Consider the following 18,606-nt stretch of genomic DNA (forward strand, 5'->3'; position numbering starts at 1 on the left):
CGTATGACCGAGATCGACACCAGCAAGCCGCATCCGGCGCGGATGTACGACTGGTACCTCGGCGGCAAGGACAACTACCCGGTCGACGAGGAACTGGGTCGGCAGATGCTGGCACTCGACCCGCGGGTGCCGGTGATGGCCAAGGTCAACCGCGCGTTCATGCACCGGGCGACGCGCTGGCTGGCCGGCCAGGGCGTACGGCAGTTCCTGGACATCGGCACCGGCATACCGACCGAGCCGAACCTGCACCAGGTCGCCCAGTCGGTCTCGCCGGACGCACGTGTCGTCTACTGCGACAACGACCCGATCGTGCTGGCCCACGCGGCGGCCCTGCTGCGCAGCGCGCCCGAGGGCATCACCGAGTACGTGCAGGCCGACGTCCGCGACCCGGCCACGATCCTGGAGGGCGCCGGGAAGGTGCTGGACTTCAGCCGGCCCGTGGCCCTGTCCCTGGTGGCGCTGCTCCACTTCATCACCGACGAGGACGGCGCCCACGACCTGGTCGCCCGTCTCCTCGCCGAACTGCCCTCGGGCAGCTACCTGATGATGACCCACGCCACCTCGGACTTCACTCCGGAGGACTCCGAAAGGGCCACGGCCAAGCTGAAGGCGGCGGGCGTCACCCTCGCCCTGCGCTCCCGCGAGGAGTTCAGCCGCTTCTTCGACGGTCTGGAACTCGTCGAGCCCGGCGTGGAGGTCGTCCACAAGTGGCACCCGGAACTGGGCGACCCGGTCCCGGGCCAGGACGACGGAGTCATCCCGGGCTACGGGGCGGTGGCGCGAAAGCCGTGACCACGGGATCCGTGACCAGGGGATCCGCGGCCGCGGAATCCGTATCCGCGAAAGCCATGACTGCGGTGGTCGTGACTGCGGTGGTCGTGGCGCAGTGAGACGTCCGCGGCGCCCTGCCGGCCAGGCGGGGCGCCGCGGATGTCACACCCGCATCGGACGGTCGTACGGGCCGATCGGGGACGGGAGGCTCCGGGCGCCCGTCAGGTGGTGGTCCACGGACGCCGCGACCGCGCGCCCTTCGGCGATGGCCCAGACGATCAGCGACTGGCCGCGGGCGGCGTCCCCGGCGGCGAACACGCCGGGAACGTTCGTCGCGAAGGCGGGGTCCCGGGCGATCGTGCCCCGGGGAGTGAGCCGCAGCCCCAACTGGTCGATGAGGCCGTCCTCCTGGGACGGGCCGGAGAAGCCCAGCGCGAGCAGCACCAGATCGGCCGGGATCGCGCGCTCGGTGCCCGGCCGGGGGCGCCGTTCCGCGTCCACCTCGGCCAGGTGCAACTCGCGCACATGCCCGTCGGCGTCGCCGGTGAAGCGGAGCGTCGACGCGGCGAACAGCCGCGCGTCCGCGTCCGCGACCGGCGCGGTGCCCAGGTCGCCCGCCTCCTGGTGCGCGGGCGACAGCCGGTAGATCTTCGGGTAGGTCGGCCACGGTTCGAGGTCCTCGTCGCGCTCCGCGCCCGGCTGGGCGTAGATGTCGAGCTGGGTCACGGACGCGGCGCCCTGCCGCACAGCCGTGCCCAGGCAGTCGGCTCCCGTGTCCCCACCGCCCACGATCACTACATGCCGGCCCGCCGCGCACACCGGTGAGGTCTCCACATCGCCCTCGCACACCCGGTTGGCCAGCGGCAGGTACTCCATCGCCTGATGGATGCCGGTCAACTCCCTGCCCGGTACCGGTAGTTCACGCCAAGCCGTGGCACCCGTGGCGATCACCACGACGTCGTAGCGCGCCCGCACCTCCCGGGCCCCTACGTCCCGCCCGACCTCCGTCGACGCACGGAACTTCGTCCCCTCGGCCAGCATCTGCTCCAACCGCCGCTCCAGATGGTGCTTCTCCATCTTGAACGCGGGGATGCCGTACCGCATCAGCCCGCCGAGCCGGTCGTCCCGCTCGTACAGGGCGACCGTGTGTCCCGCACGGGTCAGCTGCTGGGCCGCGGCGAGCCCGGTCGGCCCCGACCCGATCACCGCGACGGTCCGCCCGGACAACCGGTCCGGTGGGCGCGGCGGGGTGAACCCCTCCTCCCAGGCGCGGTCGGCGATCGCGCACTCGACGTTCTTGATGGTGACCGCCGGCTGGTTGATCGCGAGCACGCATCCCGCCTCGCACGGCGCCGGACACAACCGCCCGGTGAATTCGGGGAAGTTGTTCGTCGCGTGCAACCGGTCGGCGGCCGCCCGCCAGTCCTCCCGGGACACCAGGTCGTTCCACTCGGGGATCAGATTGGCCAGCGGACAGGCCTCGTGGCAGAAGGGAACCCCGCAGTCCATGCACCGGTCGGCCTGCTTGCTGATGATCGGAAGCAGCCCGCCCGGCACGTACACCTCGTGCCAGTCCCGTACCCGCTCCTCGACCGGCCTGCGGGGCCATTCCTGGCGGGGTGTGGTCATGAAACCCCTGGGATCGGCCATGGCCGTCCCCCTTGCCTCGGGCACCACCTCTTTCCGGCCACGATACGTCCGCCGCCCACCAGACGCAGAGCCCGGTATCCCGGTGCGGCGGGGCGCCCGGAGCCGGGCGCGCCAGGCGGGCGCGCCAGGCGGGCGCGCCAGGCGGGCGCGTCCGGCGGGTGTGTCCGGCGGGTGTGTCCATGGCGCGGCGCACGCGGGCCGGGCACCCATGTGGCGCGGCGCGCGCGGGCGGGGCACGTATGCGGTACGCGCGGCCGGGGAGGTCCGTGATGCGGTGCGCCCGCCGCAGGAGGCGTCCGTCGTGCGGCACGCGCGGAGCCGCCGGCCCGGGTGGGTGCTAAGCGTGCGGCTCCGGTTCCCGCCAGGCCCGCAGCACCGAGTTAACGGCGGGCCTGATCCGGCGCCGGGCCTCGGGCCGAGCCACCCCGCTCATCAGCAGCCGGTCGTAGGGCGTGTCCAGGTGACGCACGGAGGCCGCGACCGCCGAGGTGACCGCGGCCTCGGACAGGGCGCGCCCCGACGCGCTGCGGCCGACCCGTCCACTGCCGCGCAGAGAGGCATGCGCGGCTATGGCCCGCGCGCGGTCCGGCGGGCAGGCGGGAAAGAGCCGCAGGACCTCCGCCGCGAACGCGTCCGTGATGCGTACGTCCTCGGCCGCGCGCCGCCGGGCGTCGCGCGCCCGGCGACGGCGCCGGGCCTCGGCGTCCGCCAGGCACCGTTGCTCCGCGCGGGCCAGCGCCGCCTCCTCGACGAGGACGCCCTGCCGCTCGTAACGGCTCCTGCGCCGGTTGAACCGCACGACCACCGCCGACAGCGCGCTCTCCTCCCGCGACCGGCGCGTCAGCGCGGTGTCGCCCCGCGGCAGGAAGACCAGGTGCCCGAGGTCGGCGCAGTCCAGGCACCGCGGCACCCCCTCCTCCAGCACGAGCAGCGGCAGCGGGCCGCGCCGGCACGCGGCGCAGTGCTTGCGGCGCACCGGCTGGACGACGAGAAGCCCGTCGGACGGCCGAGGCACGGGCAGCGGAGTCATATGCGAGGACGTATGTGAGGCCGTGTGCGGGGCCATACGTCGTACATTCCCGGGCCTGTGTCCGGACGCCCTTCCCTCCGCACCTCGCTCCCGCCCTGGCGCATCATGGGCGTGTGCGACTTCAAGCGATCACGTGGGAACGGCTCGGCGACCTCCTCGCGGAGCGCCTGCTCGACCTCGAGCCCGCCGACGGCAGCCCCTGGCCTCGCATCGCCTTCGACGGCGCCCCCGCAGCCCTCCCGGGCGACCTGGCCCACCGCGTCGCCGAGGCACTTCGGCCGCTCGGCCGCCCCGCGGTGGTGGTGGACACCGAGGGCTTCCTGCGCCCGGCCTCCCTCCGCCTGGAGCACGGCCACCGGGACGAGGAGTCCTACTACAACGGCTGGATCGACACCGGCGCCCTGTGGCGCGAGGTCTTCGGCCCGCTCGAACCCGGCGGTGACGGACGCGTGCTGCCCGACCTGCGGGACCCGGTCACCGACCGCGCCACCCGCAGCGACTACGTCCAGCTCCCGCCCGGCGCCCTGTTGTTGCTGCACGGCCCCCTCCTGCTGCGGCACTGGTTCCCCTTCGACCTGACCGTCCATCTCCTCCTCTCCCCGGGCGCCCTGCGCCGCCGTACCCCGGAGGCCGAGCACTGGACACTGCCCGCCTTCGAGCGCTACGACGCCGAGACCGACCCGGCCGGCACCGCCGACGTCCTGGTACGCGCCGACGACCTCCGGCACCCCGCCTGGAACGGCTGAGCCCGGCGCCAACTGGAATCAGAGCCAGCCGTTGCGGCGGAAGCCGCGGTACAGCGACAGGCATATGGCGGATATCAGGCAGATGACCAGCGGATAGCCGTACCGCCAGTGAAGCTCCGGCATCACCTCGAAGTTCATGCCGTACACCCCGCACACCATGGTCGGGACGGCGATCACCGCGGCCCAGGCCGTGATCTTGCGCATGTCCTCGTTCTGCGCCACCGTCACCTGCGCGAGGTGGGCCTGGAGTATCGAGTTCAGCAGTTCGTCGAAGGCGGCGATCTGCTCCTTGGCCCGCGTCTGATGGTCGAGGACGTCCCGGAAGTACGCCTGTATCTCCGGGCCGACCACCCGCATCGGCCGGGCGGACAGCTCCTCCAGCGGGCGGCCCAGCGGCACGACGGCCCGCTTCAGTTCCAGCAGCTCCCTCTTGAGCTGGTAGATCCGCCCCGGATCGACACGCTCGCCGTCCTCCGCGAACACCTCGGCCTCCACCTCGTCGATGTCCTCCTGGAACGAGCCGGTGACGCTCAGACAGTCGTCGACCACGTGGTCCGCGATCGCGTGCAGCACCGCCGCCGGCCCCTTGGCGAGCTGCGCCGGATCGGACTCCAGCTCCTCGCGCATGGGACCGAGTGAGCCGTGCCTGCCGTGCCGCACGGTGATCACGAAGTCCTGCCCGGTGAACACCATGATCTCGCCGGTGCTCACCACCTCGCTCGTCGCCGTCAGCTTCTCGTGCTCGAGGTAGCAGACCGTCTTGAACACCGCGAACAGCGTCTCGCCGTACCGCTCCACCTTCGGGCGCTGATGCGCCTTGACCGTGTCCTCCACCGCCAGCGGGTGCAGGTCGAAGAGGTCCGCGATGCCCGCGAACTCCTCGTCCGTCGGCTCGTGCAGCCCCAGCCAGACGAAACCGTCACGGGCCTTGCGCACCCGCGTCACGGCCTCCACCAGATCGCCGGCGTCCGGGACCCGCTCGCCGTCCTGGTAGGCCACGCAGTTCACCACGGCGGAGCCCAGCGGGGACCGGGCGGGATGGCTCAGGTCGACCCGGCGCCGCCCTCGGGCCAGCCGAGCCACCTTCCGCAGATTCCCCGCCATGGACATCCGGATCTCCTCGCGTGCACCTTTTGCCGCCTGGTCGAGCCAGTCTGCCAGGCTCACGTGAGCACCGGGCAATCCTGTGGAAACCGCACGTTCCGCTGAGTTCCCGCCTGTGGACGAACGCGGCGGGTGTCGAAGACGGCTGGGATGATCGCGGTATGAGGTACAGCGACGGGCAAGCGGACGGGCCCTCGGGCACCGACATCGGCCACGGCGAGGACGGGCACGAAGGCCGGAACGAGAGCCAGGACGGGGGCCGGCACGAGGGCACGGACGGCGGCGGATATCTGCTCGCCAACCGGCAGACCGAGGCGGGCGAGCGCTTCGACGCCTTCGCGGCCCTCTTCGACCCCACGACATTCCGCCACCTCGAAGGACTCGGTGCCGGACCCGGGTGGCGCTGCTGGGAGGTCGGCGCCGGCGGCACCTCCGTCGTCTCCTGGCTGGCCGAGCGGGTCGGCCCCACCGGCACGGTCGTCGCGACCGACATCGACACCTCGCTGATCGCCGGGGCCGCCCGCCCGCCGGTGGAGGTCAGGGTCCACGACGTGGGCGTCGAGGAGCCGCCGGGGGAGGACTTCGACCTCGTCCACGCCCGGCTCGTCCTCGTCCACGTGCCGGACCGGGAACGGGCACTGCGGTCCATGATCAAGGCGCTGCGACCCGGCGGACGGCTGCTGCTGGAGGACGCCGACCCGGCCCTCCAGCCCCTGGTCTGCCCGGACGAGCACGGCCCCGCGGAGGAACTGGCCAACCGGCTGCGCCACGGCTTCCGCCGCCTGCTGGCCGACCGCGGCGCCGACCTGTCCTACGGCCGCAGACTCCCGCGCCTGCTGCGCGAGGCCGGTCTCCACCAGGTGGAGGCCGACGCCTACTTCCCGGTCACCTCCCCGGCCTGCACCGCCCTGGAGTCCGCCACGGTCCGGCAGATCCGCGCCCGCCTCGTCGCCGCGGGCCTGGCCACCGACGAGGAGATCGACCAGCACCTGGCCAACGTGGCCTCCGGCACCATGGACCTGACCACGGCGCCGATGATCTCCGCTTGGGGCACCAAGCCGTAGCACCTCGGGACCGCCGACCGGAAGGTCACCGGCGCTGAAGGCCTCGAAAGGTCACAGGGCTCGGAAAACCTCGGAAGAGCACCGGGCTCTCGGCGGCCGCGCGCCCACCCGCGCCACCGCGAGCGCGCCCGCCGCGCAGCCCCGGGCCGCCGCCGTCTCGGGGGTGGCGCCGGCCAGCAGGGCGGCGAGGAACGCGCCGGTGAAGGCGTCACCCGCGCCGGTGGTGTCCCGCGTGATGGCCGGTACCGCGGGTACGTGGGCGCGGACGGCGCCCGTGTACGCCACCCGCGCTCCGGAGGCGCCCTGCTTCATGACCACCAGCGGGACGTGGCGGCTCAGCTCGGCCGCCGCGTCCGCCGGGTCGGGCAGGCCCGTCAGCAGGCAGGCCTCGTCGCGGCTCGGCAGCAGCAGGTCCACGCCCTCGACGAGCGGGAGGAACCGGTCCACGCCCAGCGTGACGAGGAATCCGGCCGACGCGGGATCCAGGCTCACCGGCACACCACGCGCGCGGGCCGCCGTGACGGCCCGCGCCACCAGCGCCCGGCCCGTTCCCGAGAACAGCAGGTAGCCCGACAGATGCAGCCGGTCCACTCCGTCGAGCAGCGGGTCGGACCAGTCGCCCGCCTCCAGGCGAAGCGACGCCCCGCTGTCCGTGAGGAACGTGCGCTCGGCCGCCGCCGAGGAGTCGACGAGGCAGACCACCGTCCCGGTCGGGGCCCCGGGATCGACCACCAGGTGGGGACGCACCCCCGAGGCGATCAGCGCCCGTTCGTGCCAGCCCGCCGACTCCGCGCCCACCCGCCCCAGCAGCCGGACCTCCCGGCATCCGCTGTGGACCGCCCAGCAGGCGACGTTGGCACCCGCCCCGCCCGGCAGCATCCGGACCGCGGCGGAGGTGTCGGTGCCGGTGGCGAGCGGCCCGCGATGCCGTACGACGACATCCGTCACGACGTCCCCGACCACCAGTAGCGCTCCGGCGGCCGTCACGGCAGGGCCCACGCCGACGCGATCAGTGCCGCCAGCCGTGCGTTGCCGCGCACCGCCGCCAGGTTGGCGCGCAGCGAGGCGCCGTCGGTGTGCCGCACCAGGTAGTCGAGCAGGAACGGGGTCACCGCCTGCCCCGTGACGCCCTCCTCCGCGCACGCGTGCAGCGCGTCGGCTAGCACCCGCGCGTGCAGTTCGGGGTCCAACTGCTCCTGAGGCGGCACGGGGTTGGCGACGATCAGCGCCGACTCCGGCGCCCGCAGCGCGTTCTGTGCCCGCATGACCTCGGCCACGTCCTCCGGCGTCCGCAGCGTCCAGTCCACCGGGTGTCCGGAGTCGGACAGGTAGAAGCCGGGGAAGCGGTCCGTGCGGTACCCGGCCACCGCGATCCCCAGCGTCTCCAGCCGCTGCAAGGTCGCCGGAACGTCCAGGATCGACTTGACCCCCGCACACACGACCGTGATCCGTGTGCGCGCCAGCAGCCCGAGGTCGGCGGACTCGTCCTGCGTCACCGTCCACTCCCGGTGCACCCCGCCGAGCCCGCCCGTGGCGAACACGCGGATGCCCGCCAGCGAGGCCAGCAGCGCCGTCGCCGACACCGTGGTCGCTCCGCTCGCCCGCGCGGCCGTCGCGAGCGGCAGGTCGCGGTGGCCGAGCTTGCGCATCCCCTCCTCGTTCGCGACCCGCTCCAACTGTCCTTTGTCCAGGCCGACATGGGGTTGGCCGTCCAGTACCGCGATGGTCGCCGGCACGGCGCCTTCCTGCCGCACCACGTCCTCCAACTCCAGCGCCACCTGGAGATTGCGTGGGCGCGGCAGCCCATGGGCGATGATCGTGGACTCCAGGGCCACCACGGGTCGACGCGCCGCCAGCGCCTCCCGTACCTCTTCGGACACCACCAGCACGTGCCTGCCTCCCGTCTGTCGGGCTCTCCCCTCATCTCTGGCGGGCGCCGTACCGGGTCAAACCCCTGCGGCCGGTGGTCAAGGGCACCACCACCAGCGCACGCGCTGCTCGTCGCGCCCGGCGTCTCAGAACAGCGGCTCGGGCAGCACGCCTTCCAGCGCGAGCAGCCTGCGCTTGGCCTCCAGGCCGCCGCCGAAGCCGCCTATGCCCCCGTCGCTCTCGACGACCCGATGGCACGGCACGACCACCGGCAGCGGATTGGCGCCCATCGCCGCCCCCACCGCCTGGGCGGCACCCGGCTGCCCCACCCGGTCGGCCAGATCGCCGTACCCGACGACCGAGCCGTACGGCACACCCGACGCCAGTTCGCGCAGCACCTGCCGGTTGAAGCCGGAGATCAGCGACCAGTCCAGCGGCAGCTCGAAGTCCTGCCGCTCGCCCGCGAAGTACGCCCGCACCTGGCGTATCGCCTCCGTGAGCAAGGGGGAGTCGGGCGCCTCGACCGGTTCGGTGCCCAGCCGGGACGCCAGCCGGGCCAGCGCGCGCTCCCGTACCGCGTCGGTGGCGTGGAAGACGACGTTGACCAGGCCCTCGGGGGTCGCTGCCAGCAGCAGTGGGCCGATGCCGGTACCGACGACGGCCCATACGACCCGCTGTTCGTCCTGCACGACCCGCTGCCCGTCCCGCTCGTGGCTGTCCATGCGATTACGGTACGGCCCAGCACTGACATTGATGCTGATACTCGGGTCCGACCTGCGCCGTCGTGGGATCAGACGGTTTTGAGCGCCGCGCGTACCACGTCCGGCTTGTTCGTGATGATGCCGTCCACGCCGTAGCCGGCGACGGTCCGGGCGCCGGCTGCGTCGTCCACCGTCCAGGCGAAGACCCCCAGCGGGGCGCCGTGCGGTCCCCGGTGTGCGCGGACGGCCGCCGTGTACTCCGCCGACAGCGAGCGGTACGAGGGGTTGACCAGGTCCACGAAGGCCGCGTACCGGTGCAGGTCGGCCGTGTCCGGGTGGCCGAGGAGGGCGGTCCGGACAGCGGGCTTCAGCGCGTGCACGATCCGAACGCTGTCGGCGCTGAAGCTCTGCACGATCAGACGGCTCGCCAGGTGCCTTTGGTCGAGCCAGCCGTCGTTGGCGAGCACCTTGAGGGTCTGTGCCTCGATCCCCGGGTACAGCTCGGGATTCTTGATCTCCAGGAGCAGCTTCTCGTGGTTGTGCTCGAGCCGGCGCATGTACTGGTCGAGCGTCGGCACGCGCGTGCCCGCGAAGGCGGGGGAGAACCAGCTGCCCGCGTCCAGGCGGGCGATCTCGGCGGCGGTGAAGTCCTTCACGTTCCAGGGAGCCCGGCCGGGAAAGAGCCGCTCGACGTTGGTCGTCCGCTTCAAGGTGGCGTCATGGACGACCACGAGCTCGCCGTCCTTGGTGCGCTGCACGTCGTTCTCCACCCAGGAGAAGCCGAGCGCCGCCGCCTTGTCGACGGCGGGCAGCGTGTTCTCCGGGGCGTGGGAGGAGGCGCCCCGGTGGGCGACGACCACGGGCTGCGGTCGTCGGACCTCGGCGGCCTGTGTCCCCGAGACGGGCAGGAACAGGGCGGCGGCCGCCGCGAGAGCGGTGGCCAGGGCGGCGACTGCGCGCGCGTGCATGCGTACTCCTCGCGACGAACGACCACGGACAGCACAACACTGACAGCACAGGGTCAACGAGGCGCCCGCGGATGGGCCACGGGTGGGATCACAGGCCGTACGGATCCGGCCGAACTCGCTCACGGGTGCCGCACATCTGCGACGAGGCCGTGCTTCTTTGCCGGAAAGTCGTTCGGCCATTCCGGTGGCAGTCATACTCTCAGCGTCAACCCTGACCGCGTGGCGGTCCTGGGACGGGGGCATTCACGATTTCCGGGACTTGAGAGGCGGAAGGGCGACCGCATGCACGGAACCGTCGACGGATTCAGCTACGGGCTCGTCACTCCACTGGTGGCCTGTCTCATGGCCTGCCTCGGCGGGGCCCTCGGCCTGCGCTGCACCACCCGCGCCCTGCTCGTCGCCCGCTCCTGGCGCCCGGGCTGGCTCGCCCTGGGAGCGGCGGCGGTCGGCTCGGGCATCTGGACCATGCACTTCGTCGCGATGACCGGTTTCACCGTCGAAGAGGTCTCGATCGACTACGACCGGTCGACGACGTACGCGAGTCTGGCCGTCGCCGTCGTCATGACGGGTATCGGGATCTTCATCGTCGGCTACCGGGGCGCGACCGGCTCCGCCCTGTTCACCGGTGGCACGATCACCGGCCTCGGTGTCGCCAGCATGCACTACCTGGGCATGGCCGGGATGCGACTCGACGGCACCGTCGACTACGACATTCCCATCGTCGTGGCCTCCGTGCTGATCGCCGTCGTCGCCGCGACCGCGTCCCTCTGGGTCGCCGGACGGGCGAAAGGGTTCCTCTGGAGCGTCGGCGCCGGCCTCGTGATGGGACTCGCCGGCGTCGGCATGCACTACACGAGCATGGCCGCCCTCGACGTCCACCTGCACGACACGGGCGGCGCCGTCGTCGGCGAGTCGTCGGCGGCCCTGCTCACGCCGATGCTGATCGGCCCGCTGATCTTCCTGCTGCTCACCGGTGCCGTCGTCCTGTTCGACCCGCTGATGATCGCAGGCCGGTCCGGCTGGACCCCGGTCGAGGACAAGCCGGGCGTCCCGGCGCGCGAACGCGTCGCCCACTCCGCCCGCCGCTCCCCGGTCCGCGCCCACCGCGACCCCGCCCGCGAGACGGTCCGCGAACGCTCCCGCACTCCGCAGAACCGCTGATCAGAACCCGTTGTCAGTGGCGGGTCGTACGGTGGATGTCATGCGGCCCGTCTCTCACATCGAACGCACGGTGGCGCCCTTCGAGGTCGTCAGCCCCTACCAGCCCAGCGGCGACCAGCCGCAGGCCATCGCCGAACTCGCCCAGCGCATCAAGGCGGGGGAGCCGGACGTCGTTCTGCTCGGCGCGACCGGCACCGGCAAGTCCGCCACCACCGCGTGGATGATCGAGAAGCTTCAGCGCCCGACCCTCGTCATGGCGCCGAACAAGACGCTCGCCGCACAGCTGGCCAACGAGTTCCGCGAGCTGCTGCCGAACAACGCGGTCGAATACTTCGTCTCGTACTACGACTACTACCAGCCCGAGGCCTACGTTCCGCAGTCGGACACCTACATCGAGAAGGACTCCTCGATCAACGAGGAGGTCGAGCGCCTGCGCCACTCGGCGACCAACTCGCTGCTCACCCGCCGCGACGTCGTCGTGGTCGCCTCCGTCTCCTGCATCTACGGTCTGGGCACCCCGCAGGAGTACGTGGACCGCATGGTCCCCCTCCGGGTCGGCGACGAGATCGACCGCGACCAACTGCTGCGCCGCTTCGTGGACATCCAGTACACGCGCAACGACATGGCCTTCGCCCGCGGCACCTTCCGGGTGCGCGGCGACACCATCGAGATCTTCCCGGTCTACGAGGAGCTCGCCGTCCGCATCGAGATGTTCGGCGACGAGATCGAGGCGCTGTCGACGCTGCACCCCCTCACCGGCGAGATCATCAGCGACGACCAGCAGCTGTACGTCTTCCCGGCCTCGCACTACATCGCCGGTCCCGAGCGCATGGAACGGGCGGTCAGCGGCATCGAGAAGGAACTCGAGGAGCGCCTGGCCGAGCTGGAGAAGCAGGGCAAGCTGCTGGAGGCCCAGCGGCTGCGGATGCGCACCACCTACGACATCGAGATGCTCCGCCAGATCGGCACGTGCTCCGGCGTGGAGAACTACTCGATGCACTTCGACGACCGCGCGCCCGGCACCCCGCCCAACACCCTGCTCGACTACTTCCCGGACGACTTCCTGCTCGTCATCGACGAGTCGCACGTCACCGTGCCCCAGATCGGCGCGATGTACGAGGGCGACGCCTCCCGCAAGCGCACCCTTGTCGAGCACGGCTTCCGGCTTCCGTCCGCCCTGGACAACCGGCCACTGAAGTGGGAGGAGTTCCAGGAACGCATCGGCCAGACGGTGTACCTGTCGGCGACCCCCGGCACATACGAGCTGTCCCGCTCGGACGGTCAGGTGGAGCAGATCATCCGCCCCACCGGCCTGGTCGACCCGCAGGTGGTCGTCAAGCCCACCGAGGGCCAGATCGACGACCTGGTGCACGAGATCCGCGGGCGCGTGGAGAAGGACGAGCGCGTCCTGGTCACCACGCTGACCAAGAAGATGGCCGAGGACCTGACGGACTACTTCCTGGAACTCGGCATCCAGGTGCGTTACCTGCACAGCGACGTCGACACCCTGCGCCGGATCGAGCTGCTGCGCGAACTGCGCAGCGGCGAGTACGACGTCCTGGTCGGCATCAACCTGCTGCGTGAAGGCCTCGACCTGCCCGAGGTGTCACTGGTGGCGATCCTCGACGCCGACAAGGAGGGCTTCCTGCGGTCGGGCACCTCGCTGATCCAGACCATCGGGCGCGCCGCCCGCAATGTCTCCGGCCAGGTCCACATGTACGCCGACAAGATCACCCCGGCGATGGAGAAGGCCATCGAGGAGACCAACCGCCGCCGGGAGAAGCAGATCGCGTACAACAAGGCGAACGGCATCGACCCGCAGCCGCTGCGCAAGAAGATCAACGACATCGTCGCGCAGATCGCCCGCGAGGAGGTCGACACCGAGCAGCTGCTCGGCACCGGCTACCGCAAGGGGAAGGACGGCAAGGGCGCGAAGACCCCCGTGCCGGCCCGCGGTGACAACGGCGCCAAGGCCGCCGGAGCCGCCAAGTCGGCCACATCCGCCAAGCCCGCGAAGTCCGCCAGGGGCAAGGCGAAGGAGACGGTGCCCACCGACCGCCCCGCCGCCGAACTCGCCGGGCAGATCGAGGAGATGACGGAGCGGATGCGCGCCGCCGCCGCCGACCTCCAGTTCGAGGTCGCGGCCCGGTTGCGCGACGAGGTCGCGGAGATGAAGAAGGAACTGCGCCAGATGCGCGAGGCGGGGCTGTCCTGACCGACTGCGCTGTGTTGCAAGACCGACACAAAGTGCGGACCCGTGTGCGGCGATGTCAGTGCCTCTGCGTAGGGTTCTTGGCAGCCGCGGAACCGGCGGCGACAGGGGAGTAGGAGAGGGGAATCAGCCGTGACCGTCAACTTGACCAAGGGTCAGGCCATCAGTCTGCAGAAGAACGACGGGGGCAGCCTGACCGCGGTCCGTATGGGTCTCGGCTGGCAGGCCGCTCCGCGCCGGGGCCTGTTCGGCTCGCGCACGCGTGAGATCGACCTCGACGCCTCCGCCGTGCTCTTCGCCGAGAAGCAGCCTGTCGACGTCGTCTTCTTCCGCCACCTGGTGAGCGACGACGGCTCGGTGCGCCACACCGGCGACAACCTGGTCGGCGGCGCGGGCCAGGGCGGCGACGACGAGTCGATCCTCGTCGACCTCCAGCGCGTCCCGGTCCACATCGACCAGATCGTCTTCACCGTGAACTCCTTCACGGGCCAGACCTTCCAGGAGGTGCAGAACGCGTTCTGCCGCCTGGTCGACGAGACCAACGGCCAGGAGCTCGCCCGCTACACCCTCGCGGGTGGCGGCGACTACACCGCCCAGATCATGGCGAAGGTGCACCGCGTGAACGGCGCCTGGACGATGACGGCCCTCGGCGCCCCCGCCAACGGCCGCACCTTCCAGGACCTGATGCCGACGATCCTGCCGCACCTGTAGAACGGCCTGGACGGCCTGGACGGCCTGGACGGCCTGGACGGCCTGGACGGCCTGGACGGCCCGGACGGCCCGGACAGCCCGTACAAGTCCGGGCGGTCCGGTGAGTGGCGCACCACGGCACATGACTACAGGGGGACGAGGGCGATGACGGCCGAGCTGGTGCGGGGGCAGAACCACCCGCTCTCCGAGGTCCGCCTGGAGATCCGGATCTCGGCCGGCAGGCCGGTCGTGGCGGCGGCCACTCTCAGCGACGACAGCGGCAGGGCGAGGAGCGCCGAGTGGGTGGTGCACCCCGGCGCGCCCGTCCTGCCCGGTCTGGAGGTGTCCCGCCAGGCCGCCGCCGACCACCGGCTCGCGCTCGACCTCCGTGCCATGCCCGAGGCGGTGCACCACGTCGACGTGCTGCTGGCCCTGCCCGCCGCGGGCGGAGGACCGACCCGGTTCGGTGCGGTCGCCGCCCCGTTCGTCGCGGTCACCGGCCTTGACGGCACCGAGCTCGTCAGTTACACGATCACCGGCCTGGACGCGGAGTCCGCCGTGATCGCCCTGGAGCTGTACCGCCGACAGGGCGCCTGGAAAGTGCGCGCCGTCGGCCAGGGCTACGCGGGTGGTCTCACCGCACTCCTCACCGACCTGGGGCTGGCCGAGGCCGGTGAACTGGCCGCCGCCGCGGAGGAGGCGGTGGCCCAGGGGCTGGCCCGCTCGGTGGCGGCACCACCGTCCCGAACGTCGGACGACGCCCGTTCTCACCAGGTCCCGGCGCTGCCCCGGCCGGACCCGGCTGCTGCCGTTTCCCCCCACGAGGGCGCCTCCCACGACGGTTCCCTCCACAATGCCTCCTCCTACGAGGGTTCCTCCTCCGAGGGACAGGTCTCCGGGACTGGCGGACCCACGGTGCAGCAGCCCGCGAGTGCGACGGGAGCCGCAGGCGCGACCCCCGCGGCCGGATCACCGTCCCCTCCGCCCGCGGGCAGAACCATCGACTACCGGCACCCGCGGCGACAGCCGGCACCCCCAGCCGCTTCCGGACAGCCCGCATCCCCGTCCCCATCCGGACATCCCGCGGCACCGCCGCCCGCGGGCGCCGCGCCTGCCGGCCACGACGGGCAGCCCGCGCGGCCCGTCGCGGGGGACGCGACCGGGTGGTCGATGGACGAGCGGCTCTACAACCAGGTCTGGGGGATGTTCGAGGACCTGGCCCGCACCACGGCCGCCTACCGCAGCGCCGTCGACTTCGCCGACTCGCGCATGGACAAGGAGCTGGACCAGGTCCTGTCCGACCCGCGCAGCCGCATCGGCGGTCAGGGGGACGCCGCCCGGGAGGCGGCCCGTGCCAAGCACGCGCAGCTCGTCGACCAGGCCAGAGCGGCGCTCGACAGAGACCTGGCCCAGCTCACCGACGAGTCCGAGGTCGTCGAGCCGGCCCTGCCCGCGGCGTACGCCCGCTGGGACAACCCGGTCTGGCACGGCTACCGCGTGCCGATGGAGGACCCCATGGCGGTCCGTCTCGGCGACCTCCACCTGCCCGAGGACCCGTCCCTGCGCATCCCCATGCTGATCCGGCTGCCGCTGGAGCGCGGCCTGTGGATCGACAGCGGCCGCTGGGCGTCCCCCGACGACTCCTTCGCCGACGCGGGCGAACGGCGCCGCCTGGCGACGGAGGCGGCCGTGGCGCACGCGGCCCGGCTGATCGCCGTCCATCCGCCGGGCGAGTTCGGCGTCCATGTCGTCGACCCGGCCGGATCCGGGGCACAGGCACTCGCGCCCCTGGTGCGCACGGGCGTGCTCGCGGGACCGCCCGCGGCCGGCGCGGCCGGGGTCGCGGATGTCCTGAGCCGGCTCACGGAGCGGGTCGACCTGGTGCAGATGGCCGTGCGCGGGGGCGCGCCGGACGCGTTGCCGCCCGGCTTCGACGCCGGCGAACAGCTGCTGATCGTCAACGACTTCCCGCATGGGTTCGACGACCGCTCCGTGACCCAGCTGCGTTACCTCGCCGACGAGGGTCCGGCCGTGGGCGTCCACCTGATGATGGTCGCCGACCGTGAGGACGCCGCCGCCTACGGCCCGTTGCTCGACCCGCTGTGGCGTTCGCTGCTGCGACTGACCCCGGTGCCCGACGACCACCTCGCCGACCCCTGGGTCGGACACGCCTGGACGTACGAACCGCCGGTGGTGCCGCCGGGCAGCCAGGTGCTTCAGCTGGTACTCGCCGAGGTCGCGGCGGCCCGTCGCGACTGGAACCGCTGAGCCGCGCGACGGGAACCGCTGAACCGGGGTATGCGTCCCGGAGCACCTCCCCCAAGGGATCGTAAACTCGCCTGACCTGCGACTTTGATCTTTTCTTTGCGTTTCTCTTTACCATTCCTTGGTCATTCCGGTACCGTTTTGTCCTGTGAACGTCTCGTTGTCCCTGTGGATCCTGACCATCGCCGGCCTGGCCGCCCTGATCGCTGTCGACTTCTTCATCGGCCGCAAACCCCACGACGTGTCGATCAAGGAAGCCGGGATCTGGACGGCCGTCTGGATCGTCCTGGCCGGTCTCTTCGGGCTCGGCCTGCTCCTCTTCGGCGGCGGCCGGCCGGCCGGCGAGTTCTTCGCCGGATTCATCACCGAGAAGTCGCTGAGCGTCGACAACCTCTTCGTCTTCGTCCTGATCATGGGCAAGTTCGCCGTGCCGTCGCTGTACCAGCGGCGGGTGCTGATGATCGGCGTCCTCATAGCCCTGGTACTGCGGGCCGGCTTCATCGCCGCCGGAGCCGCGATCATCGCGAGCTTCTCGTGGGTGTTCTACCTCTTCGGCGCCTTCCTGATCTGGACCGCCTGGAAGCTCATCCAGGAGGCCCGATCCGGCGGGGACGAGGAAGAGGAGTTCGACGAGAACAAGCTGCTCAAGGCCGCCGAGCGCCGGTTCGGCGTGGCCGACCGCTACCACGGCACCCGGCTGTGGATCCGGCAGAACGGCAAGCGGGTCATGACGCCGATGCTGGTCGTGATGCTCGCGATCGGCACCACTGACATCCTGTTCGCCCTCGACTCGATCCCCGCGATCTTCGGCCTCACCCAGGATCCGTACATCGTCTTCACCGCCAACGCCTTCGCGCTGATGGGCCTCCGGCAGCTGTACTTCCTGATAGGCGGCCTGCTCAAGAAGCTGGTCCACCTGTCCTACGGCCTGTCGGTGATCCTGGGCTTCATCGGCGTCAAGCTGGTGCTGCACGCGCTGCACGAGTCCGGCGTACACGTCCCCCAGATCAGCATCCCGGTCTCCCTCGGCGTGATCTGCGCGGTTCTGGCCGTCACCACCGTCACCAGCCTGCTGGCCGCCAGGAGGCAGGCCGCGGATGAGGTGAGCGAGACGCAGGCGCGGGACGAGCACCACGAGGACGCGCCGAAGGGCCGGGTCGATGCCTGAGCGGGAGCAGGAGCGCACCCGCCCCCTGATCGCGCATGCGAACATTCCGGGACTCTGCGACGATCGCAGCATGATCACGCGGCTCAGGGGGCTCTTGACGGCGTGGACGGTCATCGTGCCGGTACTCGCGGTCGTCCTGCTGATCCTCACCTGGGGGCGTTCCCTCCCCGGCGCGGCCGTCGGCGTGATCACCCTGGTGCTCGCGGGCTCGGTGCTGGCCGCGGTGCACCACGCGGAGGTGGTCGCCCACCGGGTCGGCGAACCCTTCGGCTCCCTGGTTCTCGCGATCGCCGTCACCGTCATCGAGGTCGCGCTCATCGTGACCTTGATGGCGGACGGCGGCGACAAGTCCTCGACGCTCGCCAGGGACACCGTGTTCGCGGCAGTGATGATCACCTGCAACGGCGTGGTGGGACTGAGCCTGCTGGTCGGCTCACTGCGCCACGGCACGGCCGTCTTCAACGCCGAGGGCACGGGCGCCGCCCTCGCCACCGTGGCGACCCTGGCAACGCTGAGCCTGGTGCTGCCGGCGTTCACCACCAGCCAGCCGGGGCCGCGGTTCTCCGGAGTGCAGCTCACCTTCGCCGCGATCTCCTCACTCGTTCTGTACGGCCTGTTCGTGACCACCCAGACCGTGCGGCACCGCGACTACTTCCTGCCGATCACCCGGCAGGGCGAGGTGATCACCTCCGAGGACCATGCGGCGGCACCGTCCGCCCGCACCGCCCGGATCAGCCTGGGACTGCTTGCCATGGCCCTGGTCGGCGTGGTCGGACTGGCCAAGGGCGTGTCGCCCACCGTCGAGTCCGCGGTGCAGGCCGCCGGTCTGCACCATGCGGTCGTCGGCGTGATCATCGCCCTGCTCGTGCTGCTGCCCGAGACCATCGCCGCCCTGCGTTCCGCCCGGCGCGACCGGGTGCAGACCAGCCTCAATCTCGCACTGGGATCCGCGATGGCCAGCATCGGCCTGACCATCCCGGCCGTCGCGCTGGCGTCGCTGTGGCTGTCCGGGCCGCTCGTCCTCGGCCTCGGCTCCACCCACATGCTGCTGCTTCTGCTCACCGTGGTGGTCACTTCGCTGACGGTGGTGCCGGGACGGGCCACGCCGCTCCAGGGCGGCGTACACCTGGTGATCTTCGCGGCCTACCTGGAGTTGGCGATCAACCCCTAGGAGCATCAAGGTGTCGTGATAGACCGGGGTTCCGAG

At 71.6% G+C, this 18,606-nt stretch carries 16 protein-coding genes; 9 read left to right on the forward strand and 7 right to left on the reverse strand.

Annotated features, from left to right (window positions below):
• Positions 1 to 3: 3 nt before the first annotated feature.
• Entirely contained in the window at positions 4 to 792 is a 789-nt protein-coding gene (locus ACIOWN_RS02935; protein ID WP_362349462.1) for an SAM-dependent methyltransferase, read from the forward strand.
• A 141-nt stretch (positions 793 to 933) separates the two neighbouring features.
• Here the strand turns inward: ACIOWN_RS02935 and ACIOWN_RS02940 are convergent, their stop codons facing one another.
• A complete protein-coding gene (locus ACIOWN_RS02940) occupies positions 934 to 2,421 on the reverse strand; it encodes a glutamate synthase subunit beta (RefSeq protein ID WP_362349464.1) in 1,488 nt (495 codons plus the stop codon).
• Between the two features lie 337 nt (positions 2,422 to 2,758).
• Complete coding sequence (locus ACIOWN_RS02945) at positions 2,759 to 3,451, reverse strand: DUF2293 domain-containing protein (protein WP_401980001.1); 693 nt, start codon at positions 3,449 to 3,451, stop codon at positions 2,759 to 2,761.
• 113 nt (positions 3,452 to 3,564) lie between these two features.
• On the opposite strand from ACIOWN_RS02945, the gene ACIOWN_RS02950 reads away from it, so the two are divergent.
• Positions 3,565 to 4,197, forward strand: a complete 633-nt coding sequence (locus ACIOWN_RS02950) for a uridine kinase (protein WP_362349467.1) — start codon at positions 3,565 to 3,567, stop codon at positions 4,195 to 4,197.
• Positions 4,198 to 4,215: 18 nt separating this feature from the next.
• On the opposite strand, the gene ACIOWN_RS02955 is transcribed toward ACIOWN_RS02950, so the two are convergent.
• Positions 4,216 to 5,307: a magnesium and cobalt transport protein CorA gene (locus ACIOWN_RS02955; protein ID WP_362349518.1), complete on the reverse strand. Its 1,092-nt coding sequence runs from the start codon at positions 5,305 to 5,307 to the stop codon at positions 4,216 to 4,218.
• 155 nt (positions 5,308 to 5,462) lie between these two features.
• Between ACIOWN_RS02955 and ACIOWN_RS02960 the strand changes: the two genes are divergently transcribed.
• On the forward strand, positions 5,463 to 6,365 hold the full coding sequence (locus ACIOWN_RS02960) for a methyltransferase domain-containing protein (protein ID WP_362349469.1): 903 nt from the start codon (positions 5,463 to 5,465) through the stop codon (positions 6,363 to 6,365).
• A 51-nt stretch (positions 6,366 to 6,416) separates the two neighbouring features.
• Here the strand turns inward: ACIOWN_RS02960 and ACIOWN_RS02965 are convergent, their stop codons facing one another.
• From ACIOWN_RS02965 to ACIOWN_RS02980, 4 genes are all read right to left on the reverse strand, one after another.
• Positions 6,417 to 7,364 (reverse strand): PfkB family carbohydrate kinase, encoded by a 948-nt coding sequence (locus ACIOWN_RS02965; RefSeq protein WP_362349471.1) that lies wholly within the window; start codon positions 7,362 to 7,364, stop codon positions 6,417 to 6,419.
• Positions 7,349 to 8,254, reverse strand: a complete 906-nt coding sequence (locus ACIOWN_RS02970; protein WP_362349472.1) for a pseudouridine-5'-phosphate glycosidase — start codon at positions 8,252 to 8,254, stop codon at positions 7,349 to 7,351. The genes ACIOWN_RS02965 and ACIOWN_RS02970 overlap by 16 nt, the downstream gene beginning before the upstream one ends.
• Before the next feature lie 126 nt (positions 8,255 to 8,380).
• Positions 8,381 to 8,956 carry a methylated-DNA--[protein]-cysteine S-methyltransferase gene (locus ACIOWN_RS02975; RefSeq protein WP_362349474.1) on the reverse strand — a complete coding sequence of 192 codons (576 nt, stop codon included), beginning with the start codon at positions 8,954 to 8,956 and terminating at the stop codon, positions 8,381 to 8,383.
• A gap of 68 nt (positions 8,957 to 9,024) precedes the next feature.
• The gene (locus tag ACIOWN_RS02980) at positions 9,025 to 9,903 is read right to left on the reverse strand and encodes a glycerophosphodiester phosphodiesterase (RefSeq protein ID WP_401980005.1); all 879 of its coding nucleotides are present in this window, start codon (positions 9,901 to 9,903) and stop codon (positions 9,025 to 9,027) included.
• A gap of 282 nt (positions 9,904 to 10,185) precedes the next feature.
• Between ACIOWN_RS02980 and ACIOWN_RS02985 the strand changes: the two genes are divergently transcribed.
• The 6 genes from ACIOWN_RS02985 to ACIOWN_RS03010 all read left to right on the forward strand — a co-directional run bounded on the left by ACIOWN_RS02985 (position 10,186) and on the right by ACIOWN_RS03010 (position 18,570).
• On the forward strand, positions 10,186 to 11,064 hold the full coding sequence (locus tag ACIOWN_RS02985) for an MHYT domain-containing protein (protein ID WP_362349478.1): 879 nt from the start codon (positions 10,186 to 10,188) through the stop codon (positions 11,062 to 11,064).
• Between the two features lie 40 nt (positions 11,065 to 11,104).
• Complete coding sequence (gene uvrB / locus ACIOWN_RS02990; protein WP_100569523.1) at positions 11,105 to 13,279, forward strand: excinuclease ABC subunit UvrB; 2,175 nt, start codon at positions 11,105 to 11,107, stop codon at positions 13,277 to 13,279.
• 129 nt (positions 13,280 to 13,408) lie between these two features.
• Positions 13,409 to 13,987, forward strand: coding sequence for a TerD family protein (locus ACIOWN_RS02995; RefSeq protein WP_362349480.1), 579 nt, complete (start codon positions 13,409 to 13,411; stop codon positions 13,985 to 13,987).
• Positions 13,988 to 14,131: 144 nt separating this feature from the next.
• Positions 14,132 to 16,234, forward strand: a complete 2,103-nt coding sequence (locus ACIOWN_RS03000; RefSeq protein ID WP_401980008.1) for a TerD family protein — start codon at positions 14,132 to 14,134, stop codon at positions 16,232 to 16,234.
• Positions 16,235 to 16,379: 145 nt separating this feature from the next.
• Positions 16,380 to 17,399 carry a TerC/Alx family metal homeostasis membrane protein gene (locus ACIOWN_RS03005; RefSeq protein WP_401980011.1) on the forward strand — a complete coding sequence of 340 codons (1,020 nt, stop codon included), beginning with the start codon at positions 16,380 to 16,382 and terminating at the stop codon, positions 17,397 to 17,399.
• A 70-nt stretch (positions 17,400 to 17,469) separates the two neighbouring features.
• Positions 17,470 to 18,570 carry an ionic transporter y4hA gene (locus tag ACIOWN_RS03010; protein ID WP_362349485.1) on the forward strand — a complete coding sequence of 367 codons (1,101 nt, stop codon included), beginning with the start codon at positions 17,470 to 17,472 and terminating at the stop codon, positions 18,568 to 18,570.
• Positions 18,571 to 18,606: the final 36 nt, after the last annotated feature.

It is taken from the genome of Streptomyces sp. NPDC087787, from assembly GCF_044743035.1.
Taxonomy (GTDB): Bacteria; Actinomycetota; Actinomycetes; order Streptomycetales; family Streptomycetaceae; genus Streptomyces.

Bases quoted from the DNA above. Each gene is read 5' to 3' on its own strand.
- ACIOWN_RS02935 (WP_362349462.1), top strand. From the start codon at position 4: ATGACCGAGATCGACACCAGCAAGCCGCATCCGGCGCGGATGTACGAC.
- ACIOWN_RS02940 (WP_362349464.1), bottom strand. From the start codon at position 2,421: ATGGCCGATCCCAGGGGTTTCATGACCACACCCCGCCAGGAATGGCCC.
- ACIOWN_RS02945 (WP_401980001.1), bottom strand. From the start codon at position 3,451: ATGACTCCGCTGCCCGTGCCTCGGCCGTCCGACGGGCTTCTCGTCGTC.
- ACIOWN_RS02955 (WP_362349518.1), bottom strand. From the start codon at position 5,307: ATGTCCATGGCGGGGAATCTGCGGAAGGTGGCTCGGCTGGCCCGAGGG.
- ACIOWN_RS02960 (WP_362349469.1), top strand. From the start codon at position 5,463: ATGAGGTACAGCGACGGGCAAGCGGACGGGCCCTCGGGCACCGACATC.
- ACIOWN_RS02975 (WP_362349474.1), bottom strand. From the start codon at position 8,956: ATGGACAGCCACGAGCGGGACGGGCAGCGGGTCGTGCAGGACGAACAG.
- ACIOWN_RS02980 (WP_401980005.1), bottom strand. From the start codon at position 9,903: ATGCACGCGCGCGCAGTCGCCGCCCTGGCCACCGCTCTCGCGGCGGCC.
- ACIOWN_RS02985 (WP_362349478.1), top strand. From the start codon at position 10,186: ATGCACGGAACCGTCGACGGATTCAGCTACGGGCTCGTCACTCCACTG.
- uvrB (WP_100569523.1), top strand. From the start codon at position 11,105: ATGCGGCCCGTCTCTCACATCGAACGCACGGTGGCGCCCTTCGAGGTC.
- ACIOWN_RS03000 (WP_401980008.1), top strand. From the start codon at position 14,132: ATGACGGCCGAGCTGGTGCGGGGGCAGAACCACCCGCTCTCCGAGGTC.
- ACIOWN_RS03010 (WP_362349485.1), top strand. From the start codon at position 17,470: ATGATCACGCGGCTCAGGGGGCTCTTGACGGCGTGGACGGTCATCGTG.